19 protein-coding genes and 1 other annotated feature are annotated in these 22118 nt (G+C 38.4%); of the genes, 8 read left to right on the plus strand and 11 right to left on the minus strand.

The window, feature by feature from the left end; genetic code table 11:
- Positions 1-35 precede the first annotated feature (35 nt).
- Both argS and MKY09_RS17525 read right to left on the minus strand, forming a co-directional pair.
- A complete protein-coding gene (gene argS / locus MKY09_RS17520; RefSeq protein WP_342567203.1) occupies positions 36-1712 on the minus strand; it encodes an arginine--tRNA ligase in 1677 nt (558 codons plus the stop codon).
- Between the two features lie 51 nt (positions 1713-1763).
- Positions 1764-1981 (minus strand) — a binding site (T-box leader).
- Positions 1982-2055: 74 nt separating this feature from the next.
- Entirely contained in the window at positions 2056-2910 is an 855-nt protein-coding gene (locus tag MKY09_RS17525) for a GNAT family N-acetyltransferase (protein ID WP_342567204.1), read from the minus strand.
- A gap of 66 nt (positions 2911-2976) precedes the next feature.
- Here MKY09_RS17525 and aroD point away from each other — a divergent pair, with 66 nt between their 5' ends.
- A complete protein-coding gene (gene aroD / locus MKY09_RS17530) occupies positions 2977-3729 on the plus strand; it encodes a type I 3-dehydroquinate dehydratase (RefSeq protein WP_342567205.1) in 753 nt (250 codons plus the stop codon).
- Positions 3730-3798: 69 nt separating this feature from the next.
- On the opposite strand, the gene MKY09_RS17535 is transcribed toward aroD, so the two are convergent.
- On the minus strand, positions 3799-4260 hold the full coding sequence (locus MKY09_RS17535; RefSeq protein ID WP_169358435.1) for a GNAT family N-acetyltransferase: 462 nt from the start codon (positions 4258-4260) through the stop codon (positions 3799-3801).
- A 74-nt stretch (positions 4261-4334) separates the two neighbouring features.
- A complete protein-coding gene (locus MKY09_RS17540; RefSeq protein WP_251553267.1) occupies positions 4335-5651 on the minus strand; it encodes a stalk domain-containing protein in 1317 nt (438 codons plus the stop codon).
- Positions 5652-5879: 228 nt separating this feature from the next.
- Here MKY09_RS17540 and MKY09_RS17545 point away from each other — a divergent pair, with 228 nt between their 5' ends.
- The 3 genes from MKY09_RS17545 (at position 5880) to asnB (ending at position 9984) form a co-directional block, all read left to right on the plus strand.
- Complete coding sequence (locus MKY09_RS17545) at positions 5880-6779, plus strand: ABC transporter ATP-binding protein (protein WP_169358433.1); 900 nt, start codon at positions 5880-5882, stop codon at positions 6777-6779.
- Complete coding sequence (locus MKY09_RS17550) at positions 6772-8010, plus strand: ABC transporter permease (protein WP_169358432.1); 1239 nt, start codon at positions 6772-6774, stop codon at positions 8008-8010. The genes MKY09_RS17545 and MKY09_RS17550 overlap by 8 nt, the downstream gene beginning before the upstream one ends.
- 129 nt (positions 8011-8139) lie before the next feature.
- Positions 8140-9984, plus strand: coding sequence for an asparagine synthase (glutamine-hydrolyzing) (asnB, locus tag MKY09_RS17555; protein WP_342567206.1), 1845 nt, complete (start codon positions 8140-8142; stop codon positions 9982-9984).
- Between the two features lie 174 nt (positions 9985-10158).
- On the opposite strand, the gene MKY09_RS17560 is transcribed toward asnB, so the two are convergent.
- The 4 genes from MKY09_RS17560 to dapD form a co-directional block, all read right to left on the minus strand.
- The gene (locus MKY09_RS17560) at positions 10159-10605 is read right to left on the minus strand and encodes a GNAT family N-acetyltransferase (RefSeq protein WP_298474200.1); all 447 of its coding nucleotides are present in this window, start codon (positions 10603-10605) and stop codon (positions 10159-10161) included.
- A 106-nt stretch (positions 10606-10711) separates the two neighbouring features.
- A complete protein-coding gene (locus tag MKY09_RS17565; RefSeq protein ID WP_298474196.1) occupies positions 10712-11521 on the minus strand; it encodes a class I SAM-dependent methyltransferase in 810 nt (269 codons plus the stop codon).
- A gap of 482 nt (positions 11522-12003) precedes the next feature.
- Positions 12004-13131, minus strand: a complete 1128-nt coding sequence (locus MKY09_RS17570) for an N-acetyldiaminopimelate deacetylase (protein ID WP_342567207.1) — start codon at positions 13129-13131, stop codon at positions 12004-12006.
- Between the two features lie 11 nt (positions 13132-13142).
- Positions 13143-13856, minus strand: coding sequence for a 2,3,4,5-tetrahydropyridine-2,6-dicarboxylate N-acetyltransferase (dapD, locus tag MKY09_RS17575; RefSeq protein WP_169358428.1), 714 nt, complete (start codon positions 13854-13856; stop codon positions 13143-13145).
- A 336-nt stretch (positions 13857-14192) separates the two neighbouring features.
- Between dapD and MKY09_RS17580 the strand changes: the two genes are divergently transcribed.
- The 4 genes from MKY09_RS17580 (at position 14193) to MKY09_RS17595 (ending at position 19905) form a co-directional block, all read left to right on the plus strand.
- A complete protein-coding gene (locus MKY09_RS17580) occupies positions 14193-15191 on the plus strand; it encodes a TAXI family TRAP transporter solute-binding subunit (RefSeq protein ID WP_169358427.1) in 999 nt (332 codons plus the stop codon).
- A gap of 42 nt (positions 15192-15233) precedes the next feature.
- On the plus strand, positions 15234-17204 hold the full coding sequence (locus tag MKY09_RS17585) for a TRAP transporter permease (protein WP_169358426.1): 1971 nt from the start codon (positions 15234-15236) through the stop codon (positions 17202-17204).
- Between the two features lie 295 nt (positions 17205-17499).
- Positions 17500-19155 carry an ABC-F type ribosomal protection protein gene (gene abc-f / locus MKY09_RS17590; protein WP_342567208.1) on the plus strand — a complete coding sequence of 552 codons (1656 nt, stop codon included), beginning with the start codon at positions 17500-17502 and terminating at the stop codon, positions 19153-19155.
- 327 nt (positions 19156-19482) lie between these two features.
- A complete protein-coding gene (locus tag MKY09_RS17595) occupies positions 19483-19905 on the plus strand; it encodes a DUF4395 domain-containing protein (RefSeq protein ID WP_342567209.1) in 423 nt (140 codons plus the stop codon).
- 136 nt (positions 19906-20041) lie between these two features.
- Here the strand turns inward: MKY09_RS17595 and MKY09_RS17600 are convergent, their stop codons facing one another.
- The 3 genes from MKY09_RS17600 to MKY09_RS17610 form a co-directional block, all read right to left on the minus strand.
- Positions 20042-20503, minus strand: a complete 462-nt coding sequence (locus tag MKY09_RS17600) for a hypothetical protein (protein ID WP_342567210.1) — start codon at positions 20501-20503, stop codon at positions 20042-20044.
- A 226-nt stretch (positions 20504-20729) separates the two neighbouring features.
- Positions 20730-21446 carry a YebC/PmpR family DNA-binding transcriptional regulator gene (locus MKY09_RS17605; protein ID WP_169358423.1) on the minus strand — a complete coding sequence of 239 codons (717 nt, stop codon included), beginning with the start codon at positions 21444-21446 and terminating at the stop codon, positions 20730-20732.
- Positions 21447-21678: 232 nt separating this feature from the next.
- Complete coding sequence (locus MKY09_RS17610) at positions 21679-22113, minus strand: HIT family protein (protein ID WP_251553259.1); 435 nt, start codon at positions 22111-22113, stop codon at positions 21679-21681.
- Positions 22114-22118: the final 5 nt, after the last annotated feature.

Consider the following 22118-nt stretch of genomic DNA (forward strand, 5'->3'; position numbering starts at 1 on the left):
GGTTGTGAGCAGAATCACGACCAGTCTTTTTTCTTTTACATCTGTTCCGGAGCTTCTATACCCAGTAAGTTCAACCCTTCCTTTAAAACTATCGCAACCGCATAACAAAGCGTCAGTTTGGATACCTTTGTGTCGTTATCAACGAGGATTTTTGTATGTGCATAATATTTATTAAAGTGCCGAGATAGCGTTAGGCAGTATTTTGCTATAAGAGACGGATCTACCTGTTCAAAGGATTTCTGAATAACCTGTGGAAAACGTTGAAGTGTCGTAATCGTTTGCCAAGTCTCTTTCTTTAACCCTTCCAGGCTTACATTGTTAGCATCAAAATTGCCCTTTTGAAGAAGGGAACATATTCTTGCATGTGTATACTGAACGTACGGGCCAGTTTCCCCTTCGAAGTTGAGCATTTGTTCTAGTGAAAATTCTACATCATTCATACGATGATTTTTTAAATCATGGAAGATGACTGCACCTACCCCAACCGATTTTGCGACCTCTTCTTTATTAGGAAGAGATGGATTTTTCTCTTCAATACCTCTTTTTGCCTCTTGAATCGCTTCTTCTAACACTCCTTTCAATAAAACTACTTTCCCTTTACGGGTCGACATCTTCTTGCCATCCTTTAGCATCATTCCAAAAGGGACATGCTGACATGCTTTTGCCCAACCATATCCCAACTTATCTAATACTTTGAACAACTGTTTAAAATGAAGTGATTGCTCGTTGCCCACTACATAAAATGACTTTGCAAAATCATATTCTTTTTTGCGATACAAGGCTGCCGATAAATCTCTCGTAGCATAAAGAGTTGCTCCATCCGTTTTCTGAATCAAGCATGGCGGCATATCCTCGAGCTCCACTACTAATGCACCGCTAGACTCGACTAGCAAACCTCTCTCTTCTAGATCCTTAACGACTATTGCCATTTTATCGTTATAAAAAGCCTCGCCATCCAGGGAATCAAATTGAATTCCTAACAATTCATAAATACCTTGAAATTCTTTAAGAGAGGCTTCCTTGAACCATTTCCAAAGTTCTCTAGCCTCCTCATCCCCCTGCTCCAAATGCTTGAAGGCAGCTCTCGCCTTATCATTCAGCGATTCGTCGCTTACTGCTTCCTCATGGAATTTCACATAGATTTTCAATAGCTCCTCTATTGGAGAGGCTTCTATTTTTTCTTTATCCCCCCATAGCTTATAAGCAACAATCAGCTTACCAAACTGGGTTCCCCAGTCTCCTAAATGGTTAATACGAATAGTCTTGTATCCGTTCTTTTCTGCTATATTGGCTAGTGCATTTCCTATTACCGTAGAACGTAGATGTCCCATAGAAAAGGGCTTAGCGATATTCGGTGAGGAGAAATCTATCGTAATTTTCTCGTTCTTCATTGGCAGCTGGCCGTAATGATTTGGATCTTTAAGTATTTCCTCTAATACTAGTTTAGCTACTGTTTGCTGATTATAAAAAAGGTTCACATATCCTCCTACTGACTCCGCCTTTATAATAAGTACTCCCTTGAGCTGCTTTGCCAATTCAGCGGCAATAAGCTGAGGAGATTTTTTATATATTTTTGCTAGCGTAAAACAAGGAAATGCTACATCTCCTAGTTCTACGTTCTTTGGCGTTTCTAAAAGCTTTTCTATTTCCTCTACTGTTAGTCCTTCTAGTTGGGCACCAATCAAAGCAGCAATTTGCTTTACTAATTCCATGTACAGTCATCCTCCCATTTAATTCTTCCATATAAAAAGCCCTCGCCTCTATGAAGAGACGAGAGCTGAAATTCCCGTGGTACCACTCTAGTTGTCACACGTTGTGACCGCTTTAACGTTAGTAACGAGGACTTCCCCGGTCTTTTCTACTCTTAGTTCAAAAAGCTTCTCCAAAGTGCGTTTCTCTGAAAAGTCCTGTATCAGGCTTTCACCACCCCTGACTCGCTAAACATTATCTCTTCAAATACTCTCTTTATCATCGAATTGTGTATGAATTTTCACTTATTTTAAAGGAACAAAATATGAAAGTCAATATGAGTCGCTATTTTTTTAAAGGTACGCCCTATTTTGTTTCGCCAAGCTGTAAATGAACCGAATCTAATAGCTTCTGATAACCAATTTCTTGGTAGATTTTATTGGAGGTCGGGTTTAGCATATCGGTATATAAAACACAGAAATCATATTCCTTTAAAAGCTCCTTACTGCAGGCTACAACCATCGTTCTAGCATATCCTTTGCGTCGTTTCTCTTTAGGAGTAAACACCATAGAAACAGTCACCCCATGCGCGGAAGGTCTCGCCTTCTTCATCATGGACACGATTTCCCCTTCATCCTCCCAAAGAAAAACCTCACGAGCATTTAACATAGTTTCCACTCTTTGAGCTATATCTTCTTTTGCGCTTCTCGGAAGTCCTGTATCTTCTTCAAATTTGCTAAGCCATGATTCGATTAGTGGAGCGTCTTTGTCATTAGCAAGCCTCCAAGAGCCAGGACTTGCTTCTAACGTATCGTCTACTTGATCTAATCGGTATAGCCCCTGGTCCATTAATAGAGAGTGTGGTTGACCGGTTTTTTCTTCCCATTTCTCTGCAAAATGCATAGCCCACTCTTTCACACTTATTATAGAATCAATATGTATACCTCGTTGTATGATTTCTTCTATACCTAAATCAGTGGATGCCTCTATTTTATTTGGATCCACAAAAATAATATTTAAAGGATGTGGTGGAGTCATTTGAAAAAGAGCAATTAACTCTCCATCTTCTTCAATAGTCGCCATTAGCGGATTTTCATATCCACCTACTCGTATTCTTTCTAGCACCCCTAGAAACAAGCTAAATTTGTCCTCATTTTCCTTTAAAAAAGGTATTGCCTTCTCGTAAAAATTCTCTGCACTTTCATAGATTTGAAATCTCATTTTTACATCCCCTTTGAAACGTTTTATGTTAATATAACGTAAAACGTTGCATGATGGGAGATATTTATGAAAATTATTTCTATTCGGGATATTCACATTGGAGAAGGACTTCCTAAGGTCATTGTTCCATTAATAGGAAAAGATAAAGATTTCCTTTTAAATGAGCTACCACTAGTTAAAGAAAGCGCTCCAGATATAGTGGAGTGGAGAGTAGATTTGTTACAAGGAGTGGAAAACCTAGAAGTGGTCAAGGATACCCTTTCCTATATACGCAATTTTTTGTATCCAATTCCTCTTCTATTTACCTTTAGAAGTCATAAGGAGGGCGGTTCTACTGTTATAGAGAGCACCTATTATAAGCAGCTTTTGCGTGAGGTCATCCAAACAAAAGAAATAGATTTAGTGGATATAGAGCTTTTTTCGGAGGATGTAGAGGAATTAGTAGCTTTAGCTAAGGATTTTCAAATTTCTGTTGTAATGTCAAGCCATGATTTTAAAGGAACACCTCCCAAAGAAGTCATAATAGAACGAATGACAACTATGCAAAAGCTAGGGGCAGATATCCCCAAAATAGCTGTGATGCCTAGTAGCCCCGCAGACGTTCTTACCCTTTTGGATGCTACCTACACAATGTATTCTACATATGCAGACCGTCCAATTATTACGATGTCTATGGCTAAGGCAGGTATCGTTAGTCGTATGGCTGGAGAGATTTTTGGTTCAGCCGCTACATTTGGTTCCGTTCTCTCTGCTTCCGCTCCCGGACAAATTAAAGCTGCCGAGTTAAAGAAAGTGTTAAAGCTTCTACATAACGCATAGCTTAATGCGATTTCAAACGGGACGATGACTCCCGTTTGAAATCTAGAGTGTAGATATAAACTCTAATCTCTATAGTCCTCCTGTGGATAATCTTTTTTCTAGTCGTATCATATCCACACACGGAATTCCGTTTTCCACAATTTTTTCCGAATAATGAATAGTGAAGAAGTCTCTATCCACAGATACGATTCGGAAACCACACTTTTGATAGAGCGCAAGCTGGTTTAAACTAGAGTTTCCCGTACCTACCTCTATTATTTTATATCCAAGCTCCATGGATCTTTCAATCGCATGAAGTACCAATTCTTTTCCTAGACCTCTTCCTTGATATCGCTCATGCACAGCTATGTTTTTGAGCTCTATAGTATCGTCATCCACGGATAACAATACATAAACTCCAATTGTTTCGTCGCTATCTTTCGCTATATAACATTGCCCTCTATCTAAATAGGCTTCCACCAATTCCTCTGAGGGATCAGCTAATAGCAATAATTCCATTGGATAATTGCTATCTATTTTATGTATATTCATTTACTTTTTCTCCATCCTCTATATTTTTATCTAAACAAAAGCCATCCCTCTCTAAAAGCAGGGATGGCTTTCGTTCACGACTCAGGTATCAATAACTCTAAAATATCCTCAGACACATAGGTTTGCTTGTTGTGCAAAACAGGAGCCTCTTGGAATTCCCTTATACTTTTATTATATCCATATTTCAGCTCACCACGTGTTATGGTAAAAGAACCGTTACCAAGCTTTAAATACATACTATTTCGTTTTGGATGGGATATGACCTCATATCCTAAGTATTGAGCCACTTGGCGTAAAGGAATCATTTTAACCCCATTGTGGATAAAATGGTTATCTTCTATTAGAAGATTGAGCTCCTTTAAAGCAGGTTCAACATAGTCTATTGCGATAATTTTAGAAGGAGTTATAAGCTTCTGTTCTCCCTTAGGAGCGCTATAGAATACGATTAACTCCTTACCCTTTAAATCCTTTTGTTTAATTTTCTTACCCTTTTCGTCCATTAATTTGGTTTGATCGGTGATTTGAAGATGAAGCTCACTGTCTAAGCTCACAAAATCCTCATTGAATTTTGACACCTTTACTAAGCTACCCTTTTTTCCATGAGCAACTATTATATCTGGTGTGATTCTTGGTGGATAGATCAGAATCATTGGTTTATTTTTATCATAATAAGCATCCACTTTAGTTCCCTTTTGAAACGAGTCAATCGATACTTCTTTGGTTGAAGCATCGTTAAGCGCTATAACGTCTTTGTTCAATATAAACATAGATACCAATTTCTCGTCATTGTCTGACTCTACAGTCAAGGTCACTTCTTTATTATCTTTAGTAACTTCCTTAACGGTTCCTGTAAATTTGATAAAGTTGCTGGCATTCTGCTCTTCATCATCCAAGACCACTACTTTGGATGGTATTGCTTGTGCAGGAATACTTCTAGTTGTGGAGGTGTAAAAAACAATTAGCTCATGACCTGCAAAATTCTTTTGTATAATACTCTCTCCATGCTTATTAACCACAAGCGTGTCCTTAGTAATGTTAAGCTTCAGCTGATTGTCTTCACTTGTTAACTGATCATTAAAAATTCCCACTTTAGCAAAGCCTACATTTTTGGAATCATGCGCAATTATTAGCTCAGGAGTGATTTGGGCAGGATAAATCATAATCCTAGGCTGTGTTTTGTCATAATAGGCTTCTATTCGTTGTCCTTTAACAAAATCCTTTTGTTTAATTTCCTTCTTGGTACCGCTATTAAATAAAAGTGTCTCATCTGAAATAGTAAAAATAGTGACAATTGGTTCTTTTTCCTCTGTTTCTACCGTAAGTATGACACTGTCCGCTTTATGAGTGATTTCTTTAACCACTCCGGTAAACCCCTCTAATTTAGACTTCATGGAATCCTCCCCCTCCTTTGCTAACACAAATGTAGGTGCGAGAAGAAGACAAATGGCTATAAAGCTTAAATAAAGATAGCGTAATTTTTTCATTTTTTACCGTCCCCTTTGTTGTTATCAATGTATTAGACGGAAGGCTATACTAAACGTTTCACAATTTTTTGAAACGTTTAGGGTAATTGCACGTATAAAGTATTATGTAAAAATACTTAGGAATGGAGAATATGTATGGCATTAGTAATCAATGAAGTAACCAAGCGTTACCATGATTTTACTGCAGTAGACCATCTTTCCTTCACCATCGAAAAAGGTGAAATCTTTGGCTTAATCGGCCAAAATGGTGCAGGTAAAACAACAACTTTTCGTATGATACTAGATTTACAGGAAACTACAGAAGGAACCATTACATGGGATGGTACGAATATCAACAATATTAACCGAGACCTTCTTGGCTATTTACCCGAGGAAAGAGGGATTTTTCCTGCAATGAAAGTAGAGGATCAGCTTTACTTCTTTGGTGAGCTTCGTGGTAAATCCCGAAAGGAACTAAAAAAAGAAGTCGATTATTGGATTGACCGTTTTGAATTAGAGGATAAAAGAAAAGCAAAAGCCGAAACTTTATCAAAGGGTAATCAGCAAAAGGTTCAATTAATCGCAAGCTTCATACACCAGCCTGCTTTTCTCATTCTAGATGAACCTTTCAGTGGCTTGGATCCAGTTAATAAGGACTTGTTAAAGGGAGCTATTTTAGAGCTAAAAGAGAAAGGCACGACCATTTTATTTTCTAGTCATCAAATGGAAAATGTAGAAGAGCTTTGTGACCATTTGTGTCTATTAAAACGAGGTGTCTCTTTGTTTGCTGGTAGCTTACTAGACTTGAAGAAGCAATACGGGAAGACAAGACTAACCATTCGAACAGATATACCTAAGAATAAGCTGGAAAGTATGGAAGGCGTCAAGCAAGTCCATGTTGGCAAAGACCAGTATGTACTTACACTAGCAGACGAAAAATATGCTCAAGCGATTTTCGACTCCATTTTTGATGGTAAATATATTGAAAAATTTAGCCTGGATTACTTGTCATTAGATGAAATCTTCAAGGATAAGGTAGGTGGCAAGAATGTCTAAATTCTGGTTGCTTGTAAAACAGCTATATACCGAAAAGATAAAGGCAAAGTCATTTATTGTCATGCTTGCTATCTATGTCGGTGTAATTTCTATCGTGATGTTTTGGTCAGATATAAAGGCCGCCTTCTTTGAAAGTGAAGCATTGGAAATTGCTGTGATAAATGAAACAGATGCCGATATTGATGCTTTATTCCAATCGAATAGTGATTTAGCCTTCACCTTTCCTACGGAATCTAATAATGAAGTAGAAAAGGAAGTAATTGATGGAGACTATGCGGCTGCTATTTTTATAAAAGATGAAGGGAATTCTTTAAGTGCTGAGATTGCTACGTATGAACCACTCACATTTAATGATCAGCTTAGCTTATCTTCAACCCTTCAATATGCAGGGAAGTTGTATGAGGTACAACAGTTAGATTTATCCGCTGAGGAAGCTGATAAAATCCTGCAATCTGAGACAGTCATCACTATGAAAAATTTAGATGAAGCCTCGGTTGGTGGTAAGAGTGAGGATGAGAAGGCGATAGGAATCGTTGCTTCTATGCTTGTTGGGTCTTTAATTTATGGATTCTTAATTTCATTTTTATCTATGATTACCACAGATGTAGCTTCTGAAAAGGGTTCTCGTGTTTTAGAAGTGCTACTTGCAAGCGTTAAACCATCTACTCATTTAATCGCTAAATTGACTGGGACATTTCTCTTGGCGATTACTCAAATTGCAGCTTTGATCCTAGTTTTAGCAGTCATCTTCATGACAGTTGATGGTGGCTCCAAAATGGATAGCCTACAGCCTATGATTGAGGAGCTTTCCTACTCTTACATTGGGTATGCTTTTGCCTTTTTAATACTGACAATAATATTAAATCTAATCATTGGTGCATTATTAGGCTCACTGGTTTCTAAAGTGGAGGAAGCGGGCCAGGCTGTTATGCCAATGACGATTATAGGAATCATTGGATTCTATGTGTTAATCTTTGGCGCACAAAGTCCGGACACTATGCTAGTAAAGGTATTTTCATATATTCCATTTACATCCGGGATGGTAATGCCACTACGTATTGGGGCAACAGACATTGGGGCATTCGAGCCAATGTTAGCTTTAGGCATACTCGTTATTACTTCTATTATCGCATTCGTCATTAGCCTTTCCTTCTATAAACGAAGCGTTCTTACGTATAGTACTGGTGGTATGATTCAAAAGATTAAAACGATGCTGAAGGTAACAACCTAATATTAAATGAAAGTATCGCGAACCTTACATGTTCGCGGTACTTTTTACTATTTGGAGTGTATTTCTCTCGTCACTTTTACAGTACTTTTTTGCATATACTATGGGGGTGAAAGAAGGGATGCGAATTATATGTGTGGGATAACGGGATGGATTGATTTTAAAAAAGATTTAAGGGGCTATTCCCCTATTGTCGAGAAAATGGCAGAGTGTTTAAAAAAACGAGGACCAGATGACCATAACGTATGGAGTACAGCGCATGCTGCGTTTGGTCACCGAAGATTAACAGTGGTTGACCCTATTGGTGGTAAGCAGCCCATGAGCAAAAGCTATCAATCTAGGAACTACACACTTTGCTATAATGGTGAGCTATACAATACAGAGGAGCTTCGAAAAGAATTATTAAGTCGAGGGCATTCATTCTCTGGCCACTCCGATACAGAGGTATTATTAACCTCTTATATCGAGTGGAAGGAACAGTGTATTGATTATTTTAATGGGATTTTTGCATTTGCGATTTGGGACGAAGAAGAACAAAAGATTTTTATGGCAAGAGACCGCTTAGGGGTAAAGCCTTTGTTTTATACAGAAAGAAATGAAGGGTTACTCTTCGGATCTGAATTAAAATCATTGCTTGTACATCCAGATGTCCCAACGGAAATCGATCGTATTGGTTTATCAGAAATTATTGGGCTAGGTCCTTCTCGTACCCCTGGCTTTGGTGTTTATAAAGGGATAATGGAGCTTCGTCCCGCACATGCCTTAACCTTTTCTAAGAATGGTCTACGTATCTGGAGATATTGGAATGTGGAAAGTAAGGAGCATACCGATAGCTTAGAGGACACGGTGGAGAATGTAAGATTCTTATTTACAGATGCAGTAGAAAGACAGCTCGTTTCCGATGTACCTTTATGTACATTCCTTTCAGGAGGAATAGACTCAAGTGCTATTTCGGCTGTGGCGGCGAATGCTTATAAAAGAGACGGAAAGCCTGCTCTTCATACTTATTCCATCGATTATGAAAATAATAACGTACATTTCAAGGGAAATGAATTTCAGCCGAGCGAGGATTTTCCTTTCATCCAAAAGGTCTCCAGCACTCTTAATACTACCCACCACTTTTCTGTTATTACACAGGATGATTTAGCCCAATTCTTAACGGAGGCAGTCCATGTTCGCGATTTACCTGGAATGGCAGATATCGATTCCTCTCTTTTATGGTTTTGTAAGGAGATCAAAAAGGATTTTACCGTTGGATTATCTGGAGAATGTGCGGATGAAATTTTTGGAGGCTATCCTTGGTTCCATAAGATAGGGAATGCAGAAACAGGCTTTCCTTGGATTCGCTCCAAGCATGAAAGACACTCATTGCTAAATGATAGCTGGCAGAAGAAATTGAACATCGATGACTATGTCCAAAATGCTTATGACGTCAGTGCAGCTGAAACGCCTCAGCTATTTGGAGAATCCTCCTTAGAAGCTGAACGAAGAGAGCTTTTTTATATGAATATGATTTGGTTTATGACCACTCTGCTAGACCGTAAAGACCGTATGAGCATGGGAGCAAGTTTGGAGGTTCGCGTTCCCTTTGCTGACCACCGACTTGTAGAATACGCGTGGAATATTCCGTGGGATTTTAAAATGGTTGGAAATCAAGAAAAAGGTATACTTCGCAAGGCTTTAGAGGGAATTCTTCCTAACGAGGTACTTTATCGTAAAAAGAGTCCTTATCCAAAAACACATAACCCTATTTACGCGGCAAAGGTACAGCTTATGCTCAAGGAACAGTTATTAGATAAGAATTCTATTTTACATGAATTATTTACACCAAGCAGCCTTCACTCTTTAATCGAATCAAATGGAGAAGCTTTTAAAACTCCTTGGTATGGTCAATTGATGACGGGTCCTCAGCTGTTGGCATATTTGGCTCAAATGCATATTTGGTTTAAGGATTATAATGTTCAACTTGTTGAATGATAAATTGATAGAGGGGTGGACGTTAACAATCGCGTCCACCCTTTTTATTTATTTTTTTATAGTAGAGATTGATTAATAATACGATAAAAAATGAGCTGAAAAAAGTATCTCCAGTGTCATTTTACTTTGAAGTTGTTTTTACCTAACGCACGCATTAATTGAACAAGGACAATTTTAAGTAGTAATATTTTTAGAAAATAAAATGCGGTCTTGTCCCACACCAGCGTAATCAGTTTTTAAGGATACGGAAAAACCCATTGATTTATGAAAAGAGACAGAACCCGTGTTTACTGGTGTAGTAATGCAAAGGACAGTGTTACAACCTAAACTTCGAACCTTAGCAAAAAACAATTCATATAACTCTCTTGCTAAACCGTTCTTCCTGAATTCTGGGTTAACACCTACAAAATGTATGTATGCTTCATTTATATTTGTTTGCGACACAAATCCAATTAGAAATGCAGATAATACTTCATTATCTTCAACTATGAAACTAGTCGACTGAAAATGCTCGAAAAACAGGCGAGGCAACAAATGTGTCATCTCTCGACCACCCCACCATTCATTCAAAACATTAATTACTTTATAATAATCTTCTTCCGAAACGTTTTGTATTTGCATTAATACAACTCCTATTTATAAATATTTAAGTTATAACTAAATGCACTGTTAGTTTAATTGTAACATTTCAAAAAAATACTAAAAACACCATTACCTTTAACATAGCCTATTTTTTTGTTCCAATGTACAGCAGGTGAGATGATACCCCTAGCATATAAGGGTCGCTGGCTTTTTCAATTAGCAGGTTTATTAATTTATCGTATTCCTGCTCCCCTTTTTCCTTCCAGTAGTCCCAACTTGCCTTGTTCAATGTTGCAGCTACATTTGAGCCAATCAATTCCAGACTTTGAAATCCGTTCGATTCCATAAAAGGCTGTATGTCATCGATATTATAATAATAGGCTCCAGTAAAACGTCCAGTCTCCTGATGATCAAAGCAGCCAGTTTGATTGAATTGAAGGATGTTGTCCATCTGGTCATGCGGTTTCCAGTTCTCAGGGTGTGTCAAAGAGGTTAATAAGTGTTTAACTCTCGGCATAAAGGCAACAAAAACAAGACCATCTTTTTTAGTTACTCTATGTAATTCTTGGATTGCTTTTATACGATCGGCTTCTCCCTGTATATGATACATGGGGCCAAGCATAAGAGAAGCATCAAATTGCTCATCTTGGATTTTGGATAAGTCTCGTGCATCCGCCACTAGGAAATCGGTAAAGCGACCTTTCAGGTTAAATTCTTCTGCCTTTTCTCTCGCTATTTCCACTAATTTGGGAGTTAAATCCGTTAGAGTCACATTGTATCCTTCAAGAGCTAGCTTCATCGCATATTTTCCCGGGCCTGCGCCATTATCAAGGACGTTCCCATTAGGAGGCAGGTACGTACTTATGTAGTGCCAATTCACTTGAAATTCAATCGGTTCCCTTTCCAGTCTCCCCCACTCGTCAAATTGATTGTAATAGCTAATAATATTACTCATAAAATACCAGCTTTCTTAAATATATTTGTTTGTACATTCGTAGAGTTCCAAAGAGCTAGAAGTGGTTTCTACAAAATTTTATAAAAAAGGACAGAGAGTAAGTATCTCTGTCTTTTACGTTATTTAGAAAATTATAGAATTCTGCACCTGTGGATAGATTGATGTCTAGCTTCGGCGCCTTGCCCCTCGGGATCAAATGGGAAAATACTGCTCCTGCGCAAGCTCGTCGCAAACAAGAGCGTTTGCGGTGGATGAGGGACTGCCTCCTCGCATTTTCCCATTTGCCTGTCGGGGCAGAGATAGGCGCCTGCGCTTTTCTCGATGTCTAGCTCCACCGCCTTGCCCCTCGGGGTCAAATGGGAAAATACTGCTCCTGCGCAAGCTCGTCGCAAACAAGAGCGTTTGCGGTGGCTGAGGGACTGCCTCCTCGCATTTTCCCATTTGCCTGTCGGGGCAGGGATAGGCGCCTGCGCTTTTCTTGTTTAATTGCTTGTAAGTGTTCTAAAGTACTGATCCACAAAAGGGATAAGATAGTCTAATAGCTCTTCACTTGGGTTCATCTTTGCATGATGAAGACCAAAAGGAGAATCGACACCCGCCCAGAATAACATGCCTGGTATGTCTTTTAAAAAATATCCAAAATCTTCACCTGTCATCGCTGCATCACAATGAATGGCATTAGTTGCTTGATGCTGCTCAGCAAAAGCAAGAAAATCATTGGTAATGTCATGATTGTTATACACCTGATAATAGGATGATCCATAATCAATTTTTACCTCACACTCAAATGCGATTTCAGTAGCATGGCAAAAAGCCTCTATCTTTTCTTTTATTAATGCCATCGTAGTAGCATCCATCGTACGAATCGTTCCTTCAAGACGGGCATGACCTGAAATAATATTTTGTACAGTACCAGATGTAAATTTACCAATAGTTAATACTGCAGGCTTCATTGGGTTAATTGTACGGCTCACGATGGATTGTAGCTGTAGCAAAAGAGTTGCTGCTGCGATTGACATATCCCTTGCTTGATGGGGGTAGGCAGCATGCCCTTCCTTCCCTATTAAGTCAATGTAGAGCTCTGACGTATTGGCAAATAGGAGGCCAGGTCGAGTAGCGATTGTCCCAACTGGATACTCCGGTGCTACGTGATAAGCAAATATCTTGTTAGGAACTAGCTCAGGATGCTCTTCCCTTAGCCAGTTAAGCATCGGAAGAGCACCACCTGGGCTTTCCTCTGCTGGCTGAAACAAGAACACCATATGATCGTTTATTGGTGTATCTACTATTTTTTCTAGCAAGCCAAGTGCAACAGTCATATGCATATCATGACCACATGCATGCATTTTCCCTGGATGCTCGGAAGAAAATTTAACCTCTGTAGCTTCTTTGATTGGCAGACCATCAATATCAGCTCTCCAGCCAATCGTTTGAGTTGGTTGAAGCCCTTCTACTTTCACTACAATTCCTGTTTTCCATGTAATAGTCGTTAACCGATCCTGTCGAAGGGATCCTATCTGCTCTAAAAGATATGCCTGCGTTTTCACTTCTTCAAAGCCAAGCTCCGGTATACGATGCAAATCGCGACGAATATCAAGTAAGGCCTTCATATGTCACCTTCTTAAATTTGACGTAGTTCTTGCATGATTTCTGTTTTCGATTTTGTTTGTGCATCGATATCCTTAATCACTTTTGCAGGGGTACCAGCAACAACTGTATACGGTGGCACATCTTTCGTAACAACTGCTCCAGCTGCAACAACTGCTCCTTTACCAACACGGCATCCCTCTAGGACTACGGCATTCGCACCGATTAATACGTCGTCTTCAATAATTACCGGAGTAGCAGAAGGTGGCTCTATAACACCTGCAAGCACTGCTCCAGCTCCGATATGACAATTGTCTCCAACCGTCGCACGGCCACCAAGGATTGCTCCCATGTCGATCATTGTTCCTTTACCTATTACAGCTCCGATATTAATCACTGCACCAAGCATGATAATCGCATTATCCCCAATGCTCACTTGATCACGGATAACAGCACCTGGTTCAATTCTTGCATTTATCCCTTTTAAATCTAATAGTGGAATAGCAGAATTTCTGCTCTCATTTTCTACTACTACATCTTCGATTTGATCCTTATGCTGTTCTAAAGTAGGTTGAATTTCCGACCATTCTCCAAATAGAATAAGAGAATTTCCTTGTCCAAAAACTTTTGTATTTTCCCCAAAAGAAAGTTGGTCAATACCATTTCCCTTTATGTATACCTTCACTTGTGTGGATTTCTTTGCGTGTTGAATGTAAGAAATAATCTCATGTGCATCTAACTGTTTCATGTTCTCATTACCTCCTCAAATATGTGCTTATTGTACAGTAATTTTTATTAAAAATCACGAATTTAAATACATTTTGAAATAATTAATTAACTCCTTCTATAAATACAAACAAACATCCGTACCCAGAATGATTACAGAGAGATTGCAGGTGCCAGGCACCTGCAATCTCTCTGTAATCAAACCTTAAATATCTGAAAATACTGATATTTAGTTGTAAAATTTTAGATTAAAAGTATAATATTAATAATCATCTACTTAAAATGACAATTATATTGTTGTTTTTAATTTTGAAAACGCTGTCATTGAGATGATAATAATCCTTTGGGGGGAGAGAAAATGAAGAAGAAAAGTTTTAGCATTATTTTGTTTATCACAGTTTTAGCATTGTTTATGGCTGGATGTAGTGGGGGTAAGCCAAATATTGCAATTGGGCCACCTGCTAGTGAAACTAACTCTGTTTCTAAGCTAATTTTAGATGCATATGGAATTACAGACGATGATTACAAGGCTTATCAGGAAGGATTCGGAGATGCTGCTGATGGTGTTCAGGATGGAAATATTGATATTTCTATTGGTATTCTTGGCCTCCCTGCTGCTAGTATTGAGAGCTTGCAGAATTCTGCCGGAGATGTAGTAATGATGAGCTTATCTGATGATGCAATTTCTTATATCGAAGAGAATAGTGGCTATAGACGTCACACTATACCTAAGGACACATACGACTTTTTGGATTCCGATGTAGAAACGGTTACAGCGTACGCCATTTTAATGGGAAGTACGGATACGATTGATGAAGAACTTGGGTATGAGCTAACTAAGATCATGATTGAAAATGCCAATGAAAATACACATGCTCAGGCAAAACAAATGATTTTAGAAAATGCGCTAAATGGAGCTGAGGGGCTTCCAATTCATCCTGGAGCTAAACGTTACTATGAGGAACAGGGTCTTACTGTAGACAATCCGGTTGCTGAGCTGACTGCTGATAAAAGCAATCGAAAAAATGATTTTATACTAGGCACCGGAAGCCAAGGCGGCACTTATTATCCACTAGGTGGAGAGATGGCAAGCATTTGGAACAAACATATAGAAGGATTTAACTTAACGAATACAGAAACTGGAGCATCCGTAGAAAATCTATCCAGTATTCGAGATGGAAACATGGATTTAGGTATGTCTGTACATGTGCCAGCATTACAAGCAGTAAATGGTGAGGCTGCATTTGAAGGACATGAGGTTCCGAACGCCGCTTTTATTGGTCATATTTATCCAGAGGTTATTCAAATTGTTACACGTGAAAGCTCCGATATTAAAAGCTTAGACGATGTAAAATAAAATCGATGTATAAATAAATCCAGTTAAAGATGAGGTGAGGCAATGAAAGATCAGCAACCTGTAAATGCGCAAGAAATATTGGAAAAATACGATAAAGAAAATCAATTCCGAACAAATATTGGAAAGTGGGCATGGGTCGTTACCTTTTTAGGTGTAGCCTTAACCGTATTCCATCTATATACTGCCTACTATGGAACTTTACCCACTCAAAAACAAGGAGCCGTCCATGTAGGAACTGCTCTCGGAGTTATTTTTCTGTTGTACCCATTTAAAAGAGATTTGCTAAAAACACAAAAAAATATCCCCTGGTATGACATTGTACTTGCCTTTACTGCGATGTATGTGACCTATCATAAAATATTCTTTTTTGATTCAATTTTACAGAGCAGAATTTCCGGATATAGCATACCTGATGTAATTATCTCCATCCTTGGGATTTTTCTCGTCCTGGAAGCGACCAGAAGAACGGTTGGTTTGCCAATCGTCATAGTGGCTTTAGTAGCCATACTTTATGCTATCTTCGGAAATTTTGTCCCTACTCAAATCCTTTCACATCCTGGATTTTCGATTGAGCGAACCGCTACTGCACTTTGGTACAAGGAAAGTGGAATCTTCGGCACCCCAGTTCAAATTTCAGCAAAGTTCATATTCCTCTTTCTATTTTTTGGCGTAATGCTCGTACAAACAAATGTAGGGAAATTCTTCAATGATTTAGCCTTTTCCTTAACAGGAAGATATACAGGCGGTACAGCAAAAACAGCAGTTGTAGCGAGTGCACTGCAAGGAACTATTTCAGGGAGCTCCGTTGGTAATACGGTGGCAACAGGGTCCTTCACCATTCCTATGATGAAGAAAGCAGGATTCAAGCCAGAATTTGCTGGTGCAACTGAAGCTGCTTCATCTACCGGCGGTCAAATTATGCCTCCTATGATGGGTGCAGCAGCATTTATTATGATGGAGATTTTAGGTGTATCCTACGGGGCTATTATGTTGGCGGCTATTATTCCAGCTATTCTTTATTTTACAGGTATTTTTATCGGCACTCATTTTGAGGCAAAAAAACTGAAGATACATGGATTACCTAAGTCACAATTACCCTCTTTTACAAAGACAATGAAACGGAATTGGTATATGCTTTTACCACTTTTCGTAATTACAGGAACCATTATTTACGGTTTTACTCCGCAACGTGCTGCACTGTTTGGAATAATCGCTGCCTTTCTAGTGAGCTTAATACGAAAAGAAACAAGAATGTCCTTTAAAAAGACAATACACGTTTTAGAGCAAGGTACAAGAGTTGCTCTTCCAGTTATAGCAGCGGTTGCTACAGCTGGAATTATAGCTGGCATTGTAAGTATGACAGGCCTTGGCTCCAAATTTGCTGCAGGAGTGGTGGCCCTATCCAATGGTTATCTAATTCTTGCTCTCATATTCACTATGATAGCTTGTATTATCTTAGGAATGGGATTACCTACTACAGCAAACTACGTAGTTACAGCTACTATTGCGGCTCCAGTTTTAATAAATGAATTCGGGGTAGCTCCAATTGCTGCTCATATGTTTGTATTCTATTTCGGAATAGTTGCGGATATCACTCCTCCTGTCTGTCTTGCAGCTTATGCGGGGGCAGGTATTGCAGGGGCAAACCCCTTTAAAACAGGTTTAAATGCAGTCAAACTAGCCATAGCAGCCTTTATCGTTCCATATATCTTTATCTATAATCCCATTTTAGTTATGGTGGATGTGGAACTGGTCAGTCTGATACTATCCTTGGCTGGTGCTTTAATTGGGATGGTTGCGGTAAGCAGCTCTATGATTGGCTATTTCATCAGATATTCAAGGTTTTGGGAGCGATCTGTCTTATTTGTAGCCGGGTTAATGCTTATTGTTCCTGAGGTTTTAAGTAGTGGGATTGGACTCGTGCTTATCATAGGAATTTGGTTCATACAAAAAAGAAGAACAGACGATGAACTTGAAATGGAAAGTCCAAGGTCTAGTCAAGCACTGTATTAATTAAACCTTTAATTTTCAGAAGAATATGTTATATTAATTAGTAACTAATATCGAAGGGACGATGGGTGGACTATGATTTTATAATCTTATTTCTCGCTTAATATTGCTGCTTAACGCAGAAAAATATTTTTAGCTAAAACGGAAATAGGATGAGTCTGCCCATTTTTCAAATCAGATCAGTGAATTACTGCAAACATTTTGTAGTTATTTTTTTGTCGTACATTTAAATGGCAGCAGAATCCTTCCGTCTATACTCGGAGGGATTTTTTAGTCTCTCCGGCAGGGAGGAAATGTTATGACAATACAAGGAAGAATAGTAAATCTAAGCATTACACATGGTCATAAAGAAATTATTAAAAATATAAAAACGGATATACCTTTAGGTGCTGTAATAGGTATTGTAGGAAGAAATGGTGAAGGCAAATCTTCGCTTCTATCCGTCCTTTCAGGCGAAGCTCCCTCCTCTTCTGGACAAATCGAATGGATAGGAGCTCCTCCGACCATTAGCTACTGCAAGCAAGAGGACGAGAATTTCTTTTCAACTGAAGTGGAGAAGGATGAATGGACTTATATGAGCAAGTGGTCTGTTCCCCGTACCCTTTCTTATAATAGTTTAAGCGGCGGAGAAAAAATGAAAAAAAGACTAGCTAAAGTTTTTGCAGAAAAGTCTCACTTACTATTACTTGATGAGCCTACTAATCATTTAGACCAAAGCAGTCTATCCTTTTTAAAGGAGCAAATAGCTACCTATCCAGGAACCATTATTTTAGTCTCTCATGACCGTTACTTTTTAGACCAAGTATCAAATTATATATGGGAAATTGAATATCAAAAACTAACTCCTTACAAAGGAAACTATTCTACCTACCGCAAAAGAAAAGAAGAAATAATCCATACTCAACAGAGAGAATATAACGCGCAACAATCGAAAGTACAACTCGTAGAAAAACAAATTGCAGAGTTAAAAAAATGGACTAATAAGGCTCATGCTGATTCGACAAAGAAGGATGGCTACAAAGAATATTTCCGAATGAAGGCAAAGAAAAAGGATGTTCAAATCCGCTCTAAACAAAAACGACTAGAGCTAGAGCTTTCTAAGCATCGGGTAGATCGTCCAGTAGAGGAAAAGGAAGTCAATTTCACTATTGATGGGAATAAGAAAAAGGGAAAACGCATCTTAGAAGTCAGAAATTTAAGCAAATCCTTTAATGCCAAAACTCTTTTCCAAGATACCTCCTTTACTATTCAATCAAATGAACGCGTTGGTATTATAGGTGCTAATGGAAGTGGTAAAACAACCTTCTTCCGGATGCTTATAGGAGAGGAACCCTTTGACGGTGAGCTTTGGAAAACGGATTCGATGAATATCGGCTATTTACGACAAACTGTATTCGACCTTCCGAATGAGCAGACCCCCTCTGACTTTTTCGCAACTACAGATTTCGAAACAAGAGGAATCATTCAAACTCTGATGACCAACTTGGGATTTTCAAAGGACCATTGGCTACGTCCCATTTCTACTATGAGTATGGGTGAAAGGGTAAAACTCAAGTTAATGGAGTTCATGTTAGATCAAAAAGATGTACTTATTTTAGATGAACCTACAAATCATCTCGATTTACCCTCTCGAGAGCAGCTAGAAAAAACTCTTTCCACTTATCCAGGTACTATTTTACTTGTAACTCATGATCGTTATTTTTTAGAAAAGCTAACCAACAAGCTACTTATATTTGAAAATAAGAAAGTCCAGAAAGTTGAGATGACTTACAATGAGTGGCTCCATAGAGAAGAGGAAAATGAAGTCGAAAAAATTCTCCTCACTTTAGAAACAGAGCGTCTCGCCATTTTAGGTCAGTTAAGCTACCTTCTTCCTAAGGATTCCAAATATGCCGAGTTAGATGAGCAATTTAATTTACTGACCCAAAAGATTAATCAGTTAAAAACCAAATAACACAAAAGAGGATGTGACGTAACACTCCTCAAAATAAAATGTATGTTTTCTGTTACGACAGAAGCTTTTCGAGGGCACGGCTTCAATCTCCTCGTCGCCGTTTCCCTACCAAACAATAAGAGAGATGATTTAAAAAGAAATAAGGACGTGAAAATCAAGTTGTTGTTGATTTCACGTCTTTTAATTTATTGACTAGTTATTTCTCAGACACTTTTCAAAAAATATGTCGATTTCCCGGGAAATAGGTCATTTAGTTCTTAATTAATTTACATTAACTGAAAATCAACATATAATGATATAAATCCAATCAGAAAAGTAGGTTTTAAGATGAAGACAATTCCAAAACCCCTTGTTATGGTCAATCAGTGGTCAATAGTAACCTCCGTAGTCATAGCGCTTCTTACTCAATCAGCATGGATTCTACTTATACCATTAATCGCTAATCTATCCAGTTTATTAATTGGATTCCACCCTATCTTAGTTATAGCAAAAAGATTTTTAAAGAAACCTGGTAGTGAATATATCCAAGAGGATTATGATCAGCTAAGATTTAACCAATGGCTTGCAGTTGGCTTTTTAGTTGTAGCTAGCATTAGCTTTTTCCTAAAGTGGAGCAATTTATTTAATATTGCAACCGTCATGGTTGGCTTAGCAGCATTTGTGGCTATCTTAGGATTTTGTATAGGTTGCTTCTTTCGTTTCCAATATCAGCAATGGAAATATCGGAGAAATAACTCTGCTACCCATTAATAATAAAAAAGAGAAGAACTATTTCATGGTCACAGTTCTACTCTTTTTTTATTTTGACATTAACGATTACCCAAAGCACAAAGAGTTTCTTCACTCTTCACCATCTGGATCATGAGTTACGGTGATAAGAACTGGTTTATCCACGATTGGTTTTCCCTTTCATTCCAAGGCCATACGTTATTGCAATGACTATGAAGAGAACAAGGAGTACCCCTCCTCCAACGAAAACGTATGTTGTATTCCAATTGTTCTTCTTACTTCCCGCATACTCTCCGTCACTATTTGCTTTCACGTATATCCCTACTTCTGATTCAACAGCAATAGCTTCCTCTGGATCTACTTCCACTATTTCATAATACTTAGTCCCTTTAGGAAATGTATTAGAAAAATTACCTGAATACGTTCCTTCTCTATCTGAGTATTTTGTTACATGTCCAATCTCCTTGCCTATTTTCTCTACGTTTTCTTCCGTAATTATATACACGTCACCATCCCAAACTACAAACTGATAAGCCCAGCTTGCCATAGCTGGGCTTAGGATAAAGAAGCTGCCTAACAGCAGGATTAATGCATAATAAAAAATAAAGGATTTCCTCATTTCCACTTCCTCCTTTTACCAATTAGACGCTCCATAATTCCAACAGTTTCTCCCTTTAAAAAATTTAATAGGATTCTTCTTGCCTTGATAAACGCTTAGCCCAGGTGTCACTTATATCCATTCAGCTAAATGATTTGTCTTTGGGTTTCATATACTTTGTAGAAAGTCCATATCACAAAAAATCCTCACTCCAGTTTCCTGAAGTGAAGATTTCCTCTGTATATCATTAAGCTAATTCTACATTGTGATAAACTTGCTGAACGTCCTCTAAGTCTTCAATAGCATCAATCATTTTTTCAAATTGTGCTTGTGCATCTGCATCCAATGCAATGTCGTTTTGTGCAAGCATTGTAAGCTCAGAAATTGTAAATTCCTCAACTCCTGCTGCTCTTAAAGCTTCTTGCACCACATGGAATTGATCTGGCTCAGCGTATACGATGACCGCGTCGTCTTCTTCCAAGATGTCACGAGCATCCACATCAGCCTCCATTAGGATTTCTAATACTTCGTCAGCTGTTTTTCCTTCTAACCCAATAACTGCTGTTGCATCAAACATGTAAGATACGGAACCACTAACTCCCATGTTGCCGCCATTTTTACCAAATGCAGCACGCACATCAGAAGCAGTACGGTTTACGTTATTAGTTAATGCATCTACGATAACCATAGATCCCCCGGGACCAAAGCCTTCATAGCGCAGCTCATCATAGCTTTCCTCAGACCCGCCTTTTGCTTTTTCAATTGCTTTATCAATAATATGCTTTGGCACACTATACGTTTTTGCACGCTCTAATACAACCTTTAATGCTTGATTGGAGACAGGATCTGGTTCACCTTGTCTTGCTGCAACATATATTTCACGACCAAATTTGGCATAAATACGGCTAGTATTAGCGTCTTTGGAAGCTTTCTTTTCCTTAATATTATTCCACTTACGACCCATAAAGTCCCACTCTCTTTCACATTTTGTTTTCGTACTCTAGAATTCTACTGTGTTATTATACATTAGATTCCTTGTAAGTAGCAAAAATAAATACATTAACTTCCATTCACTTCACACTAAGATACCTTTAAGTATATGTGAATATCCTAGTTAGACCGAACTATTAACAATAACAATTCCATAAGCTAAAAAAGAGCCTTTCCTTCTCGGACAAGACTCTACACGAATTATTTTATTTACCTTCTGCTATAACATTCCGAACTGAGTCTCTTAATTTAGCTGTAACAGTTTGCATGCTTTCTAGATTGCGTACGAGTGGCTCATCTTGATAAAATTCTGCGAATTGTTGCCCCTGATACCTCGGGACAACATGCATATGGTAATGAGTCAATTCACTAAAGACTCCTCCATTTTGACAGATTGTAATCCCATCTGGGGCATATAATCTTTTGATAGCCTTAGAGATTAGCCTTGATGCATCCATGATCGAATAGGCTACCTCAACATCTAGGTCATCCACATCCTCATAATGCCTTTTTGGAAGTATAAGCACATGCCCATTATTAAAGGGTTCTTGGTCTAAAAAGCAGGTAATATGATCATTCTCAAATATAACAAATATCTCTTGTTTTTTATTCGCTAACATACAGCCTAAGCAATCCGTCATTTAGT

Origin of the sequence: Psychrobacillus sp. FSL K6-4046, from assembly GCF_038624605.1 — a bacterium.
Taxonomy (GTDB): domain Bacteria; phylum Bacillota; class Bacilli; order Bacillales_A; family Planococcaceae; genus Psychrobacillus.